General features: G+C 68.4%; 15 protein-coding genes and 3 pseudogenes. 7 read left to right on the top strand and 11 right to left on the bottom strand.

What is annotated here, in order from left to right; all coding sequences use genetic code 11:
* Window positions 1-172: 172 nt before the first annotated feature.
* Entirely contained in the window at window positions 173-1066 is an 894-nt protein-coding gene (locus ADK64_RS35365) for a hypothetical protein (protein WP_053666039.1), read from the bottom strand.
* Window positions 1063-1668, bottom strand: coding sequence for an ATP-binding cassette domain-containing protein (locus tag ADK64_RS35360; RefSeq protein ID WP_053666037.1), 606 nt, complete (start codon window positions 1666-1668; stop codon window positions 1063-1065). Before ADK64_RS35360 ends, ADK64_RS35365 begins: the two co-directional genes overlap by 4 nt.
* Window positions 1669-2131: 463 nt before the next feature.
* Here ADK64_RS35360 and istA point away from each other — a divergent pair, with 463 nt between their 5' ends.
* Both istA and istB read left to right on the top strand, forming a co-directional pair.
* Window positions 2132-3550, top strand: a complete 1419-nt coding sequence (gene istA / locus ADK64_RS35355) for an IS21 family transposase (protein ID WP_053666034.1) — start codon at window positions 2132-2134, stop codon at window positions 3548-3550.
* Window positions 3547-4281, top strand: coding sequence for an IS21-like element helper ATPase IstB (gene istB / locus ADK64_RS35350; protein WP_324614480.1), 735 nt, complete (start codon window positions 3547-3549; stop codon window positions 4279-4281). The genes istA and istB overlap by 4 nt, the downstream gene beginning before the upstream one ends.
* Here the strand turns inward: istB and ADK64_RS43970 are convergent.
* Genes ADK64_RS43970 through ADK64_RS35325 form a run of 5 tightly spaced genes read right to left on the bottom strand, consistent with a single transcriptional unit; the run spans window position 4244 to window position 8203 of the window.
* A complete protein-coding gene (locus ADK64_RS43970; RefSeq protein ID WP_078993026.1) occupies window positions 4244-4684 on the bottom strand; it encodes a hypothetical protein in 441 nt (146 codons plus the stop codon). The genes istB and ADK64_RS43970 overlap by 38 nt on opposite strands.
* Window positions 4677-5141: a DUF6228 family protein gene (locus tag ADK64_RS35340; protein ID WP_053666031.1), complete on the bottom strand. Its 465-nt coding sequence runs from the start codon at window positions 5139-5141 to the stop codon at window positions 4677-4679. The genes ADK64_RS43970 and ADK64_RS35340 overlap by 8 nt, the downstream gene beginning before the upstream one ends.
* A gap of 32 nt (window positions 5142-5173) precedes the next feature.
* The gene (locus ADK64_RS35335; RefSeq protein WP_053666029.1) at window positions 5174-6805 is read right to left on the bottom strand and encodes a tyrosine-type recombinase/integrase; all 1632 of its coding nucleotides are present in this window, start codon (window positions 6803-6805) and stop codon (window positions 5174-5176) included.
* Between the two features lie 22 nt (window positions 6806-6827).
* On the bottom strand, window positions 6828-7142 hold the full coding sequence (locus tag ADK64_RS35330; protein ID WP_053666027.1) for a helix-turn-helix domain-containing protein: 315 nt from the start codon (window positions 7140-7142) through the stop codon (window positions 6828-6830).
* Entirely contained in the window at window positions 7139-8203 is a 1065-nt protein-coding gene (locus ADK64_RS35325) for a tyrosine-type recombinase/integrase (protein ID WP_053666025.1), read from the bottom strand. The genes ADK64_RS35330 and ADK64_RS35325 overlap by 4 nt, the downstream gene beginning before the upstream one ends.
* A gap of 146 nt (window positions 8204-8349) precedes the next feature.
* Between ADK64_RS35325 and ADK64_RS43965 the strand changes: the two are divergent.
* Window positions 8350-8499 (top strand): annotated as a pseudogene (locus ADK64_RS43965) (ATP-binding protein); the annotation flags it as partial.
* Window positions 8500-8695: 196 nt separating this feature from the next.
* Here the strand turns inward: ADK64_RS43965 and mobF are convergent.
* A pseudogene (mobF, locus tag ADK64_RS35320) lies at window positions 8696-9319 on the bottom strand (MobF family relaxase); the annotation flags it as partial.
* A 219-nt stretch (window positions 9320-9538) separates the two neighbouring features.
* On the opposite strand from mobF, the gene ADK64_RS46800 reads away from it, so the two are divergent.
* The 3 genes from ADK64_RS46800 (at window position 9539) to ADK64_RS35310 (ending at window position 10867) form a co-directional block, all read left to right on the top strand.
* Window positions 9539-9850, top strand: a complete 312-nt coding sequence (locus tag ADK64_RS46800) for a hypothetical protein (protein WP_199829795.1) — start codon at window positions 9539-9541, stop codon at window positions 9848-9850.
* Between the two features lie 217 nt (window positions 9851-10067).
* Entirely contained in the window at window positions 10068-10526 is a 459-nt protein-coding gene (locus ADK64_RS35315) for an SRPBCC domain-containing protein (protein WP_053666023.1), read from the top strand.
* Window positions 10523-10867 carry an ArsR/SmtB family transcription factor gene (locus tag ADK64_RS35310; protein WP_053666021.1) on the top strand — a complete coding sequence of 115 codons (345 nt, stop codon included), beginning with the start codon at window positions 10523-10525 and terminating at the stop codon, window positions 10865-10867. Before ADK64_RS35315 ends, ADK64_RS35310 begins: the two co-directional genes overlap by 4 nt.
* A 17-nt stretch (window positions 10868-10884) precedes the next feature.
* Here ADK64_RS35310 and ADK64_RS43955 read toward each other — a convergent pair.
* The 3 genes from ADK64_RS43955 to ADK64_RS35290 form a co-directional block, all read right to left on the bottom strand.
* A protein-coding gene (locus ADK64_RS43955; protein WP_420713082.1) for an IS5 family transposase occupies window positions 10885-11723 on the bottom strand; the annotation gives its coding sequence in 2 pieces (ribosomal slippage) (window positions 10885-11363 and window positions 11363-11723; 840 coding nt in all).
* A 225-nt stretch (window positions 11724-11948) separates the two neighbouring features.
* The gene (locus tag ADK64_RS48795) at window positions 11949-12389 is read right to left on the bottom strand and encodes a hypothetical protein (RefSeq protein ID WP_324614479.1); all 441 of its coding nucleotides are present in this window, start codon (window positions 12387-12389) and stop codon (window positions 11949-11951) included.
* Window positions 12390-13059: 670 nt separating this feature from the next.
* Window positions 13060-13692 (bottom strand): HNH endonuclease family protein, encoded by a 633-nt coding sequence (locus ADK64_RS35290; protein WP_053666015.1) that lies wholly within the window; start codon window positions 13690-13692, stop codon window positions 13060-13062.
* A 739-nt stretch (window positions 13693-14431) separates the two neighbouring features.
* Here ADK64_RS35290 and ADK64_RS35285 point away from each other — a divergent pair.
* A pseudogene (locus ADK64_RS35285) lies at window positions 14432-14760 on the top strand (hypothetical protein); the annotation flags it as partial.

Genomic DNA, 14760 nt, shown 5'->3' with positions numbered 1-14760 from the left:
TGCCGGCGGGTAACGCGGACGCTCGCCAGGACAAGGCGCGACACACCGTCCCAGCCGCGATCCGCCCGGATCGGACGGTGACCGCCCACTCTTTCGCAGTAGTAGGCATCGGCAGCGCCGTGCCGAAGGACGTCGCGTCAGCGCGGGGATCGCACACTCTGTGGGACCCCGGTCATGTCTCTTCCTCCACTAATGGGTCGTCAATGGGCATCGAGGGCGGTGGGCACGCAGCTGGTGTCCGGCCCAGCTCGGCGGTCGCCTCCGGTACCGCGCGGGACCCGACGAATGCTGCAGCACCCGGGGTGCCGCACAGAGTGTTACGCGTGCGTCGGTGGAAGGCGAGCAGGCCGAGGAGCGCGGCCCCGGTGAACCAGGCGAGCTGGAGGGTGAGGCAGGAAAGCAGCGGGGTGCCGGTGAACCCGGCGGCGGTGGCAGCCTGGACGGCGCCATAGGAAGGGAGGTAGGCAATGGCCTGGCTGTTTGCGCCGGCGCTGACGATGGGGTTCTGCAGGGCGATGTCCAGGACACTGGTCATGACCAGCGCGAACATTCCTTCGACCTCGCGGTGCAGCAGGGCTCCGAAGACGACGCCAAGGGCGCCGTAGGTCATGGCCGCGCAGAACAGTGCGGCGGCGAGCAGCAGGGGCTGCTGCGGCGTCCAGAACAGGTAGGCGATAGCGGTGGCATAGGCGGCGATCACCACCGAGGCGACGGCGAGCGCGCTGGTCTTGGCCAGCACGAGGTGGGTGCGCGGGTAACCGGCCAGTGCGAGGCGACGGTCGAAGCGGCCGCTGGCGAAGGTGGCGGCGAACATCATGAAGCCAGTGATCAGTGTGACGGCGTTGATGGCACCGGTGATCTGGGTGAGTTCGTTGCCGGCGGGAGTCAGGATGCGGCCAGTAGCCCGCAGCCGGAAGTGGACCGGTGCGCTCGGGATGACGAGGTGGACCACTGCGCTCCAGATGGGAACGTAGGCGGCCACCAGGAACATCGCGAACCGGTTGCTGGCGTGGACAACGAGTTCATACCGGCTGGCGGTGCTGAAGAAGGTCAGGTGCCGTTTCACGCCGACGCTTTCCGGCGCGCGCGCAGCACGCCCTCGTCCAGGACCCAGAGTTCGTCGAGGCGGTCCGTGTCGTGCGCGAGGTGGGAGACGACGAGCACGGAACGCCCGGCGTCGCGCAGGTGGTTGGCGAGGGCCCAGAAGCACAGGTAGGTATCCCAGTCGAAGCCCTGGTAGGGCTCGTCCAGCAGCAGCGTCTGCGGGTCGTGCATCAGGGCCAGGGTCAAATTGAGCTTCTGCTGGGTGCCTGCGCTGAGTACCTCGGCGCGTTCGTCGAGGTAGTCTGCGAAGTGCAGGCGCTCCATGATCTGCCTGGCGCGGCGTAAGTCGGGCAGTCCGTAGGCGGTCCGGAATAGCTCCAGATGCTGGCGGACCGTCAGGGGGCCGTTGAGAGTGACGTTTTGCGGGCAATAGCCGAGCCCGCCGTGGTGGTGGACCGTGCCGTGGTCGGGCCGCAGTTCACCGGCGAGGATCTTCAGCAGGGTCGACTTACCGGCGCCGTTCTCGCCGACGACTCCGGCAAGGACGCCGCCGCGCAGACGTATGTCGACCCCCCTCAGGACCGTGCGGCGGCCGTAGCGGTGCTGCAGGTTGCTGGCCTCCATTCGCCTCCCCCTCGACTTGGTGGCAGTGACGCGACCGTGCACGGCAGCGGAACGCAACGTCCTGATCAACGCGCGCGCACTGCAGAACGTCACGCCCCACCGCCCGGCTGCCCTGGCCGGCACGCTTGACCGGCGGCGCGGGTCGCCGACCGTGATCGAGGAACGGCGGACTCGTTGACCTACATGCGGGCCTCAACGTCCCGACCAAGAAGGAAGCCGGCCAGGTGCGGAGCGGCGTGGCCGCTCGCCTGGAGGCCGGTTGCCGTCGGCTCCGAACGTTCCTCCATGTTGCCCTGTTTCCCCCGCTGGGCGTGGCGTGCCGGTCCCTCGGGCTGCATCTGTCGGCGTACAAGTGAACGTGCACCACCTCGTACGGATGAGAGTGCACCAAAGTTGATGCGGTGAGGGGTGGGGGCCGGGAGTCTTCTGTCGTCGGTTTTGGGGTGGCAGAGGGGCGGCTGACGTGGTCTTGGACCCGCATCGCTGGCTGGAGTTGAGGCGGTTTCGCGGTCTGTACGAGTCCGGTGCGATGAGCCTGCGGGAGATCGCGAAGGAGACCGGGCTGAACCGCCGTACGGTCACGAAGTACCTGTCGGGAGAGGCCCCGGTCGCGCCACCGAAGAGGACGACGGAGGGGCGGCAGCAGGGGCGGGTGGTCGATGAGGTCGCCCCGCTGATCGACGCGATGCTCATGTCGGAGATTCTGCTGAAGGCATCGGTGATCCACGAGCGTCTGGCCTCGGAGTACCAGGTCACCATCAACTACCAGCGGGTCAAGATCTATCTCCAGGAGGCCCGGCCCCGGATCGCCGAGGAGCTCGGCATCAGCCCGGGTGAACTGGCGGGCCTGCACCGCCGGTTCGAGGTAGTTCCGGGTGCCCAGGCCCAGGTGGACTGGGGTGATGAGGGCAAGGTCCTCGCCCACGTCGGGATCCCGAAGGTCTACTCGTTCCACATGACGCTGTCGTACTCCCGCGATCCGTTCTGCTGCTTCACCACCAGCCAGGACCTGGCGAGCTTCTTCGACTGCCACCGGGCCGCGTTCGCGCACTTCGGTGGGGTGCCGATGACGATCGTCTACGACCGCACCAAGACCGTCGTGCGCCGCCATGTCGCGCCGGGCGAGGCGGTTCCGTTGCACCCGGAAGCGGTCGCGTTCTCGGGGCACTACGACTTCGACATCGACGTCCTGGCCGCCTACCGGCCGACGGGGAAGGGCCGGGTCGAGCGCCAGGTGTTGATCGTCCGCGATCATGTCCTGGCCGGGCGGGCCTTCTCCTCTATCGAGGAGATGAACGCCGCCTTCGCGGCCTGGGTGCCGCTGCGGCGGGCGAAGGTGCACGGCACCCACGGCGAGATCGTCGGGCACCGGGCCGTGCGCGATCACATGGCCCTGCGGCCGTTGCCGAGCACGCCGTATGTGGTCGCTCAGCGGCATCTGCGGCACGTCGGCAAGGACTGCCTGGTCGCCTTCGACGCGAACCTCTACTCGGTGCCTGCCCGCAAGGTCCGCCCCCGCCAGCTGGTCGAGATCCGGGCGACCAAGTCGCAGGTCACCCTGCACTCCACCGTCCCCGGCACCGACGGGGACACCCTCCTGGCCGCCCACCCGAGGGCGGTCGGCCGCGGCGCCCGGATCGTGGACGAGTCGCACTGGGACGGCCTGCCCACCGGAGCCGGACGCCGGACCACCACCGGCGAAGACCCACCCCCGCCCCGTCGTGACCAGCCTCTGGGGCCCGAGGCCGGCTCGCTGCAGGCCCTGCTGAACCGGGCCGCTGCCGCCAGCGTCGAAGTCGGCCGCCGCCCGCTGTCCGTCTATGACGAACTGACCGGCACCCGGCCCTTCACCACCAACCGCCAGACGAAGGACTTCTCTTGAGCCAGCTGACCGGCAACCGCATCCGCACCACGGCCGGCAAGCTTGGCCTGCCCCATCTCGCCGAGACCATCAACGAGTTCACCCGCCGGGCCGACGAGGCGAAGATGGGCTATCTCGACTTCCTCGACCTGGTCCTCTCGGAGGAACTCGCGGTCCGTGAGGACCGCCGCTTCCGCAGCGGACTGCGAACCTCGAAGCTGCCGCACCACAAGACGCTCGACGAGTACGACTTCTCCTTCCAGCCCGATCTCGACCCGCGCAAGGTCAGGGACCTCGCCACCCTCTCGTTCGTCGAGGCGAAGGCCAACGCGGCTCTCCTTGGCCCGCCCGGGGTCGGTAAGACACATATCGCCGTTGCCCTCGCGGTCGCGGCCTGCAGGGCCGGCTACTCGATCTACTTCACGACCCTCGACGACATGGTCCGCAACCTCAAGACCGCCGAAGCCGCCGGCCGGCTGGTCAACAAGCTCGGCACCTACCTGCGGCCCAGCGTCCTCGTGGTCGATGAAGTCGGCTACCAGCCCCTCGAACGGGCCGAGGCGAACCTGGTCTTCCAGGTGATCTCCAAGCGCTACGAGAAGGGCTCGGTCATCCTGACCTCGAACAAGACCTTCAGCAAAGCGCACATGTTCCGACGAACGTGTGCGAGGCAGCGCCGACACTCAACAGGTTCAGCAGCGGCGCGACGTCGTGTCAGCTGTCTGCTGGCTCTCCGCCGAGAGCTGTTGTGAGCTCGGCCCGAAGCTGGGGATCGTCCGTCCCTGAGGCGAGACGGTAGGCGATGGGCCCGATGCGCCATCCCGAGTCGTGATCGAACGGGGGCCGCGCGCCTGAAGCGTTGTGCGCCACCTTGGCAACGAGCTCGGCGAGAGTGAACAGCAGCGCCTGTTCCTCGTTCAGGGGCAGGTCTTGTTCCAGGCTTCGTCGCCGCAGGCGGTCGAACACTTCGCGGGCCTGGGGCCACCGCTCTTCGGTGTCTGCCAGCAGCAGCGCGTCGTCGACCTCGGGAAAGCCCCCGAAGCTCTGGCTCGCGGCGCGAAGTACACTGCCGGCCCAGGCGACCCGGGCAGGCTGGCCCTCGAACCGGGAACGGCCCCATGAGTATAGTCGCTGAGCGTTCGTCTGATCATTCATAAGCCTTGCGCCCCAGGTGGAGGAAGTGCCGAGCGTCGGCTGCCAGGTTGGACATTTGCTCGCCAGCCTCCAGCCATGTGGTGACGGATGCAGACCAGCTGTCAATGGACGTCAGCCATGGTCGGAGAGTCCAGGTCAGTCCGACATGACCGCCCGAACGAACGATCGCGCTGACGGTTAGGTCGCGGTCGTTGGTCTGCCAGATACGTTCTCCGTCCCATCCCCGGATGTCCTGGGCGAGTCCCTCCAGAAAGGAGGCCAGGTCCGCGTCCCAGTTCCAGGCCGTCACCCCATCGACACGGGCGTTCAGGCCGGGTGCGTGAACTTCGATCGCGTAGAGCACGCAGTCCGGATCCTCATGGGAGCGGTCGAGGAGCCTGACGCGCACAGCCCTGTTCTCCAGGCAGCGGACGATCACTTCGTCTGACTCGTCGAGGGCGTCGTCGTGGGTGCTCATCTGCGAAACACTAGGTCAACCGGCGCCCGACGTCATCGTGTATTCGGCCTAGGCAAGCGGCCCTCGTCGACGTGGTCGGCGAGGTAGATCATGACGCCTTCGGGGTCCATGCCGAGAGCTGCGGCGACGAGCTTGGGGTCAAGGGTGTTCACCAGCTCGGCGAGCCGGGTGCTCCGCAGGGTCCGCGGTGGGACGCCACAGGGGTCGAGGACGTGGCTGACATAGGCGGTCGAGGCTGCTGCCTGGCCGGATTTGGTGATCTTGGTGACCATCACGTGGGGGTTGTCGGTGTGCTGGCTCTCGCGGTGGGCCAGGCATCGTTGAAGCACCGACCAGCTGGCCGGGTCCATGGGCACCGGATGCGGCCGTTTGCCCAGCCGGACGGTGCGGTTGGCGGGGTCGAGGTCGTCCACGCGCAGGAACCGGACCTCACTGCTGGAAGCCGCGTGGAGGAGGGCCAGGATTCCGAGCAAGGCCTCGTGCGGGTGCCCGTCGGTGCCGGTGGTCCAGCGGCGGAACAGCTGGCGCTGCCGGTCGACTGCGACGATGGTGCCGCTGAACCCTGACGGGCCCTTGGCCTTCACTCCCCGGGTGGGATCGATGAGCACGATCTTGCGGGAGCGCGCGAAGCGGAAGAACTGCCGCAGCACGGTCAGTCTGCGCTGGCGGGCCTTGGGCATGGTCGCCAGGAACGCTTCGAGGTCGTGGACGTCGGTCAGGGCCCAGTCCTGCTTGTTGCGCGTGCCGGTCAGGAAGCGGGCGAGGTCACGGACGATGGCCAGGGCCGCTTCGATGGTGCTGTCGGTGCGAGGCAGGGTGCCGGCCTTGAGGGCGCGCTCGCGTGCTCGCAGCATGGACTCGGCGAACGCATGGACCTGCGGCCGAAGCGGGAGCGGGGTCGCGTCGATGCGGCGTTGGCGGCGTCCGGCGGCGAGCCGTTGCGCTTGGTCGGTTGGGAGCGCGAGGCCGCGCTGGGTGAAGAAGCCTTCGAGAGCGCGGGCGAGGGATCCCATCGACCGGCCGGGCCGGCGGGCCCGATTCAGCAAGGCCTGGGGGTGGTTGGCGTGTTCGTCGTCCAGAAGCCGGCCCAGGGCGCTGATCATGGTGCAGGCACGGCTCGCGCAGTGCCGTTCGGCGAGATGACCGGCGAAGTCACCCAGCCAGGGCACGGGCTCGGCAAGGCGCGAGGCCAGGTTCTCGGCGGCGACGAAGGGTCGGTCGGGGTGCTTCTGCCAGCAGGCCGAACAGAGTCCGAGTCCGGCGTGGCGCCGCACCTGGCCGCAGCCGGTGCACTGCCGCGGAGGCTGCTTGCTCTGCCGTCGGCGCGAGCAGTGGCCGCACCATCCGGTGCCGGTCTGCAGGAAGCCGGGCCGCTGGCAGCGCGGACAGACTTGCTTCGCGGCCTGCCGGTCGGCTTCGCGCCGGCAGATCCCGCAGTGGCTGGCGGTCGGTGAGCGGACCGGGCGGCCGCAGCCCGTGCAGGTCCGCGAGCAGGTGATGCACCGTCCGGTGTCGGCCTGCAGGACGCGCGGCCTCCCGCAGGCAGGGCAGGACGCGCGGGCGGCTTCGTCCTTGATCCGGGCCGTGCAGCGGCAGCAGTGCTGCCGGTCGATGAAGCCAACTGGAGCCCCGCATCCGACGCAGTCCCGCTGCCTCTTGCCCATGTTCCGAGCGCACCTCCTTCGGTCAGATCGGCGGCATGGACCGGCCCCGGGCCGAGGCGACCCGGGGCATATCTGCTGCGGGTCGAGGAGGGGCCGCGGGGCGTTCGACGGGGGTGGTGTCGACCTCGATCAGGTCGTTGGGGGTGCACTCCAGTGCGGTGCACAACGCTGCGAGCGTGGACATCTTCACCTGGGAGGGTTCCTTGGTGAACAGGGCCGACACCGAGGCGGAGGACAGTTCCAGCCCGGCTTTCTCGGCCAGGAGTCGCCGCAGCTGGGCGCCGGTCCAGACCTCGCGCTGGGCGGCCGCCATCCGCAGCTTCCACTTGATGTTCACGGCGTGGGTTCCTCTCCGCTGAGCTCGCCGAGCGTGGTGGTCACGGCACGTCGATAGGCGTCCTCGATGAACGTGGCCGAGGGCCTGACGTATCTCATGGTCGAACTGACTGTCCAGTGACCGAGTAGCTGCTGGATGGCCACCAGGTCCACTCCGCGCTCGTAGTTGTGGGTCGCACAGGCCCTCCGCAGGGCATGCGGGCTGAACCGGTCGGCGGCCGGTCGGCCCTCCAGTTCCATCAGATAGCGCAGGCGGTTGCGGACGGTGCCCTGGTGCAGGTGGCCGCCCGACTCGTCGGCGAACAACGCGGACGAGTCGGGGAACCTGCCGCGGACGTCGTCGAGGAACCAGCGCAGGACCAGGTCCAGCTGGTCGAGCATGGGAACCCAGCGCGGCCGGGGCCCGGAGGTGTGGGCTCCCTTACCGAAGCGCACATGCAATTTGCCGAACGGGCCGCGGCCGAAGTGGACGTCCGGGCGGTCCAGGAGTGAGGCCTCCTCCGAGCGCAGGCCGGCGTGATACAGCGTCCGGAACAGAGCGTAGTCGCGGGCGGCGGGTGCGTACTTGCGGGCAGTGGCGATGCGGGCCTTGAGGAACTCGAAGAACTCCTCGACCCGTTCCGGAGTCGGTGGCGGCAACAGGGCCGGCGAGTCGTCGCCGACATGCCGTGAGGCATTGAACTCGTCCACCGGGCAAACCAACCGGACCCCGAACGCTGCCTCTATCTCGGCGGCCTTGCGGGCCTGAAGGAACCGGTGGAAGCCCTTGAAGATCTGGACGTATCCGCGGCGAGTGGACGGCGCCCTTCCCTCCACGGCCAGGCCGCCGACCACGCGGTCGATGTCCTCGGGCGTGACATCCCACGCTGGCCGGCCCAGGGCCTGGAGCGTCCGCTCCAGCAGACCGATGTCGTTGTCGACGGTCACCGGGCTGAACCCCCTGGCTCGCCACGAGGCCACGAACGCCTCCACGCAGAGCGCCTGGAACTCCCACGGGTCCCAGGCAACGGGCACCTCGGGCCCCGGTCGGCCCTCGATCACCCGCAGACGCGACTCCACCATCCGGCACACCTTCCTCGCACCTGACGAATGAAGGTAGCGCCTACAAAACAACACTGTCAGCAAGACAATCAAAGAGACAGCCGGACTCCTGAAACGCCCAGGCCGTAGGGCAGATGCTCCGTAACGAACAAGTGCCAGCCCCAGTTGAATGGGGACAGGTGTTCGGTGACGAAGTCCTCGCCACCGCGATCCTCGACCGCCTCCTGCACCACTGCGAGGTCGTCTCTATCAACGGCAACAGCTACCGGCTGAAGAACCGCCTTCAGGCTATCGAGCGGGACACCGACGTGGCTTGAGCAGTGGTGCACATATCTTCGTACGCGGTGGTGCACTCAGACGAGTACGGGGACAGCATCTGACCTCGGTCACCAATGAGTGAGAATCCGACAGCTTCAACGCGACGGGACGGAAGTTCGTCTCACCGCCTTGTCCCTTGGGCCGGACAGAGGTCACCGTCAACGAGAAAGGGACATCGGAAACGCGAACCTACACCCACGTCCCCTCGTCGTCCGGCCGCCGGGCACGGATCGACACCACCGCGTGATCGTGGAGCAGCGGCTTCGACTCGGCAGCCCGGGACTCGTAGTGCCGGAACACCGCGACGATCAGCCCATCCCGGATCGGCTTGCGGATCTTGCCGCCGCTCCCCCAGCGGATCTCCGCGACCGAATCCTCAAACCACGCCAGCGTCTTGTCCCTGGCGATGTCCTGGCACAGCTCCAGCACCAGGCGCGTCTCGTCATCCCCGAGCGCCCACGCGATGTGTGCCGTCGACGAAGGCCGGAACACCAGGTCCATGGCCAGCCAGGGCGTCCGCTCCTTGGCCTTCTCGGTCTTCGGTGAGCGGTTGTGCTCGATGGGCCTGCCCAGCACGGTCGCCCGCCTCGCCGTCGCCGGATCGTCGCCCGCCTCCAGGCGCTCGCGCTCGATCCGGTCGGCATCCGGGTGCCGGCCTTCCCCCAGGAGCAGTTCGGCCCGCTGCTCGGTAACCACGTCCCCGGCCGTGAGGCCGACCGCTGCCAAGCCCCCGCCCTTCCAGACGCCGGGCGGGACACCGGCTTCGTCCTGGGCGGCGCGCAGCGGCGTCCCCGCGGCGCGGCGGCCGTCGCCGACCATCACGCCACGGAAGAGATAGCGCCACTCGTTCCCCGGGCGAACCTCCGCTTTGCTGATCACCGGCCCATGGAACCGCGGCGTTGACCTGTGAAGAAGCGCGATCCCGGGTCCTTCCCGCCGGGCGGGAGGCCATCACCAGATCTTTACCGCAGCGCCCGCGAGGCGGGCCGTCCGGCCAGCCCGAGACGGTGAGCCGTCGCCCTGTGCACAGTCCGCCGCATGATTACGGAACTGCTCCACGGAGACCTCTGCCCGCTGTGCCGTCGCCCGCTCACGCTGCGCACGACCGTCGAAGTCCGCTCGAACACGCCGTACCCCACCCGGACCGACACGGTGCCCTACTGCGCCTACTGCGCCAACGACCCGCGCACAGCACTGGGCCGACCAGATGCACACCCGCTACGCCAGCAGACCCCGGCCGTGCGAATGCTGCGCGCCGACTACATCAGCGCCACCCGCCCCGAAATCCGACTCCCTCCGACTCCAACGCCATCCAACGCGCACCAACGCACCACCACCCACCACCGCTGAGCGCAGCGCGTCACCGACGCCCTTCAACACGACCAGCCACCACCGCCCCCGGCCGGCCGGCCGGCCGGGGGCTTAGAACTCCTAACGAAATGAGTAGCGGTGCTCGAGGCTTGGCGGAACCCGAGCGGCGCCACCGCCCATGCGCAACCAATCAGTTGCGCATGGGTTTCCAGATGTGCAACCTTTGGGTAGCGCATCCGGATGAGATGAGGTTGCAATGATCCCCAACACGATCGAACGCGCCATCCTGATCAATGGCTCCAGAGAACGGGTCTGGTCCGTGCTGACTGAGCCCGCTTTCCTCGGCCGCTGGTTCGGCAATGGAGAGCCGGTCAAGATCGACCTGCGCCCCGGCGGTCTGCTGGTCTTCGACCACGGCATCCACGGCGTCATTCCCGCCCGTATCCAGACGGTCGAGCCGCCGCACGTCCTGTCCTGGCGGTGGTCCCAAGGCGCCGCAGGCGAGGAGCCGGACGAAGCCAACGCCACTCTCGTCGAGTTCACCCTGACCGAAGACGACTCCACAGGAGGCACCCGGCTCACCATGGTCGAGAGCGGCTTCGCGCACCTCGGGCTGCCCACCGACGAGGCCACCGACCGGCACCGTGCCAACAGCCAGAACTGGCCCGGCAAGCTCGACCAACTGCGCGCGGACTGCGAACAGACCACGGCATGACCCGCACCACCGAGGGCGAACAGGCCCCCGAATACGTCCTGGTGGCCCTGGCCGACCCGATCCGCCGAGAGGTCCTGGCCGTCCTCGCCCGCGAAGGCGGCGCGACCTCCACGTCCCTGGCGGCAGCCCTCCCCATCACCCGCCAGGCGGTGGCCAAACACTTGGCCGTCCTCGACCGCGCCGGACTGGTACGCGCCCACCGGGCCGGACGCGAGGTCCGCTACGAAGCCGACCTGCAACCACTGAGGCGGACAACGCGATGGATGGACACCCTCGCCACCCGGTGGGAACACCGCCTCAACGCGATCAAGGATCTGGCGGAGGGGGACACTGGGCCCTGAACCCCCGCAATGCCGCCTCAAAGGCCCGTCGCAGCGCGGAGTCTTCTCCAGCAGATCAGTGCGCATCCCAGGGTGAGGAAGGCTTCGTGGATGTCGTCGCGGATCTCCCAACGGATCCGCAGGCGGCGGAACCAGTGCAGGTGGGCGAACGCGCGCTCGATGACCCAGCGTTGGGTGCCCAGGCCGGAGCCGTGCTCGGTGCCGCGGCGGGCGATCAGCGGCTTCACGCCGAGGTCCCAGACCAGGCGGCGGTACTTGTCGTGGTCGTAGCCGCGGTCGCCCAGCACTACATCCGGGCGGCGCCGGGGCCGGCCGCGCTTGCCCCGAACTGGCGGCACGGCTTGGAGGAGCGGGATCAGCTGGGTGACGTCGTTGCGGTTGCCGCCGGTCAGGGTGGCGGCGAGCGGGATGCCGGTGGCGTCGGTGATCAGGTGGTGTTTGCTGCCCGTCCTGCCCCGGTCGACGGGGCTTCGTCCCGTCTTGGACCCCCCTTTAATGCCCGGATGTGGGAGCCGTCGACGGCCGCCCGGGAGAAGTCCAGGGCGTTCGCGCCGCGCAGCTTGGCGAGGAGGACCTCGTGCAACCGGGGCCATACCCCGGCCTCGGTCCACTCAGCCAGACGGCGCCAGCAGGTCATGCCCGAGCCGAAGCCGAGTTCCTGCGGCAGGTGTTCCCAGGCGATCCTCGTGTGCAGCACAAACAGGATGCCCTGGAACACCAGCCGATCTGGATGCCGCTTGCGCCCAGGATGCCTACTTCGGCGTTCCACCTTCGGCAACAGCGGCTCGATCACCGCCCACAGCTTGTCGTCGACCTCCCACGGCTTCGGCCGCGCCACCCCGCACCCCCAGATCATCAGTCTGGGAGTGATCCAACCACCTCGAAGATCATTTCGTTAGGAGTTCTTAGTGCATCCTGGAGGAGTTCGCCGTGCCAACCTACGAGGCCCTGCCCCGCTTCACTGCCGATCACCACCGCCTCACCTCCGAACAGCGCCGCGGGGCTGAGCACCGCCGGCTCAGCCCCGTAGTGCCCCCTCCCGGCCGCTCAGTTCCACACCGCCGCCCGGCGGACCGGGCCGTCAGGCAGCCAGGCCGAGCTTGCTCAGCGCGGTGGTCCAGTCGGTGACGATCGCGTTCTGCGCGGCCTTCAGGGTGACCTTGCCCGAGCAGACCGCGGTGTGCAGCTTCGTCTCCACCGGGTCCTTCAGGTTGTTCACGCCCGAGCCCGGCTTGTGGCCCGGATCGGCAGGCTCCACCCACAGGTTGCGGGCGTCGTTCGGGTCACCGCCGAGCTGGAGGCTGATGAGGTGGTCGTACTCGGCGTCGCCCATCTTGCCGGTATAGCCATAGGAAGCAGCGTTGAGCCGCTTCTCCTTGCCGGTCACCGCCTCCGGCGGCCGGATGTTCTTCGTGTAGCCGCCCTTGCGGCAGATCGTCGTCGCCAGATTCGCCTGCGTCACCGCCGGAGACGTCGCACCCGGCGTGCACTTCAGGTCCTCCAACGGCTCACCCTTCTCCATGCGGTAATGGCAACTCCCCGCCGGCGGCTGCTCCTGCACCGTGTACGTCGACCGCGGCCCGGCACCCACCGGAATCTCCCCCACCGACCCCCCGGCCCCTGCCGATCCCGCCACAGCCGACGGCCCGGCAGCCGACGCACCGTTCTTCCCCGCCGATCCCCCACCCGCATGCGACCCAGAAGACGAACACCCCGCCAGCACCAGACAGGACAACACCACCAGCGACGGGACAGCGCGACCAAGCAAACCCATGACGACCCCTCACAGACGAGCAACAGCTGAGCAGATACTCCCCCACCTCTGCACCGGAATACTCCCCGGGACCCCGGCGCACAGGCGCACACCCCCTCACACCCTCGAGTCCAGCACCTGCGGCCTGCCAGCCGCACTTGAGCGGAACCCTCGCGGACATCCAGGGACCACTGCGGTGCAGCTGGCCACGGCAACCACTCAGACTCTCAGGCAGGGGCCGCCCGCGTCCGCCCCGGCCCGGCACCTGGGTGACCGCAGGGCCGTCTGCTCGTTGGCCCGGGCGCTGCCATATGTACCGCGGGCCGGGACGAACCGTCTCCCGGCCCGGCCCGCGCCACAGTCACCCCGCCCAGACGCACCGGGCCCGCGGGCGGGCGGCCTGCGGAGGGCCCGGTCCGCACGCGAGGTTGGGTTGCGCTTAGTTGGTGCAGGTGTCGAGCATCGAGGACAGCGCCGACTTCTCCGCCGCGGTCGTGGTCAGCTTCCACACCGACTTCACGTGCGTGTAGTCCTCGGCATAAGTGCACCAGAACGCGTGGTTCGTGGGCTTCCAGACATCCGGGCCACTGTCGCCCTTCGACGAGTTCGACGACTCGGAAGCAATCAGGAGCTGGGGGTCTTTCAGGTCGTTGCCGAACGCCTTGCGCTGATCCGGGGTCCAGGTATCGGCGCCGGACTTCCAGGCCATGGCGAGGGGAACCATGTGGTCGATGGTCGCCTTCGCGACCTCGGTCACGGTGCTGTTGTCATAGACGGAGTACCAGGAACCCGAAGCGGGCTGACAGCTGCCGGGCTTGTCCTGAACGTTCTTCCCGTCCCGGGCCAGCACCTCCTGCCGGGTCGTGCACCCGTCGGGCTGAGACGCCCAGATGTCGAACTTGTCCCGGGCGTAGCCATTCATCGAATGCGGAGTCGCAACGGTCAGGGCGGCCAGCTCGCTGCGGGCCGTCGACGCCGAGGGGGGCGCCGGAGGATCCGCGAGGGCAGGGCCAGCGGAGACAGCGGCCAGAAGCAGGGCAGCGGCGGGCAGACCGAAGAAAACGCGGCGCATGAACTCTCCAAAATCTGTGGGGGGTTGGAGATGCGTGCATGACGAAACCGCAGCCGCCCGCGATGCGCTACGCGCGTGGACTACCCGCGACAACTCCCCCACACCCCGTTCACCGGCCAGTCACCACTACCCGAACGAACGGGGCGAACCACCCATGAGGAGAGAGTCCCGGCGGTCCTGCACAGGCCGGCGGCGCCCGAAACCCGCGCAGGGGGATCCCGGTTCGCCTGATTGTGAATGCTGCGGGGACACACCGACCTGCCGAAACCTCAACACCGGGCATCGGCGCGCTTCCGCCGGTCGACTGAACGACACCGATCGCGATACCGTCCAGCCGGCCGGCGAAGACCCAGGTCAAGGCATACGTCACTGCACGGATTCACCACGGTGGCACCAGCCCCAGGGGCACCTGACTCACCGCCACTATGCGATCCCCGCCAAGCCACCGTCACATCCGTCAGGCCATTAACACGGATCGGCGCGGGGATTTCGCAGCGACACGCGGTGGCCATGGGGTGAGCAAGCGTCAGCAGATCACCCCGACGGCCTAATAGTCATTTAATCGCCCTTTCTTCTCGGGGTACTTCACATTCCGGCCGAGCCGCAGGCGGGGCCGCATATACCTCGATCGGCTCCCAGTCCCGAATCTTCGATATGACCGATATGACAGCCGTGAGTACGTTTGATCGCAGTCGGCTGACGAGCCGGCATCTCCGAGATACGAGACGGGAGAAGCGACATGAAGCTCGCTCGTTCCACCATGGTGACCGCCACTGCCGGAGCCGCCGCGGCACTCGCCGTCACCGGCATCACCTACGCCTCGGCGGCCTCCGCCCCGGCGCCCCAGGCGGCCCCGGCCACCGCCCCGCAGGCACCCCTCGGCGGCAACTCCGGGCAGGGCAACAACAATGCAAGCCAGGGCAAGGGCAACGAAGGCAAGGGCAACGAAGGCCGCGGCCACGAGGAGCGCAGAAGGGAAGGCCGGATCTTCGTCAACGAGCGGTCCTACTCCGCCCGCCCCGGCGACTGCATCACCGTGATCAGCGGCCTGGGCGCCAAGACCCTCAA

Origin of the sequence: Streptomyces sp. MMG1121, assembly GCF_001280015.1 — a bacterium.
Classification (GTDB): Bacteria; Actinomycetota; Actinomycetes; order Streptomycetales; family Streptomycetaceae; genus Streptomyces.
Note: the sequence above shows the minus strand (reverse complement) of the source record. Positions and strands in the feature narration are given on the sequence as shown.

Excerpts from the sequence above, each read along its gene's own strand:
- ADK64_RS35360 (WP_053666037.1), bottom strand. The coding sequence starts at position 1,668 with ATGGAGGCCAGCAACCTGCAGCACCGCTACGGCCGCCGCACGGTCCTG.
- ADK64_RS43970 (WP_078993026.1), bottom strand. The coding sequence starts at position 4,684 with ATGAATGATCAGACGAACGCTCAGCGACTATACTCATGGGGCCGTTCC.
- ADK64_RS35340 (WP_053666031.1), bottom strand. The coding sequence starts at position 5,141 with ATGAGCACCCACGACGACGCCCTCGACGAGTCAGACGAAGTGATCGTC.
- ADK64_RS35335 (WP_053666029.1), bottom strand. The coding sequence starts at position 6,805 with ATGGGCAAGAGGCAGCGGGACTGCGTCGGATGCGGGGCTCCAGTTGGC.
- ADK64_RS35325 (WP_053666025.1), bottom strand. The coding sequence starts at position 8,203 with ATGGTGGAGTCGCGTCTGCGGGTGATCGAGGGCCGACCGGGGCCCGAG.
- ADK64_RS46800 (WP_199829795.1), top strand. The coding sequence starts at position 9,539 with ATGATTACGGAACTGCTCCACGGAGACCTCTGCCCGCTGTGCCGTCGC.
- ADK64_RS35315 (WP_053666023.1), top strand. The coding sequence starts at position 10,068 with ATGATCCCCAACACGATCGAACGCGCCATCCTGATCAATGGCTCCAGA.
- ADK64_RS35310 (WP_053666021.1), top strand. The coding sequence starts at position 10,523 with ATGACCCGCACCACCGAGGGCGAACAGGCCCCCGAATACGTCCTGGTG.
- ADK64_RS48795 (WP_324614479.1), bottom strand. The coding sequence starts at position 12,389 with ATGGAGAAGGGTGAGCCGTTGGAGGACCTGAAGTGCACGCCGGGTGCG.
- ADK64_RS35290 (WP_053666015.1), bottom strand. The coding sequence starts at position 13,692 with ATGCGCCGCGTTTTCTTCGGTCTGCCCGCCGCTGCCCTGCTTCTGGCC.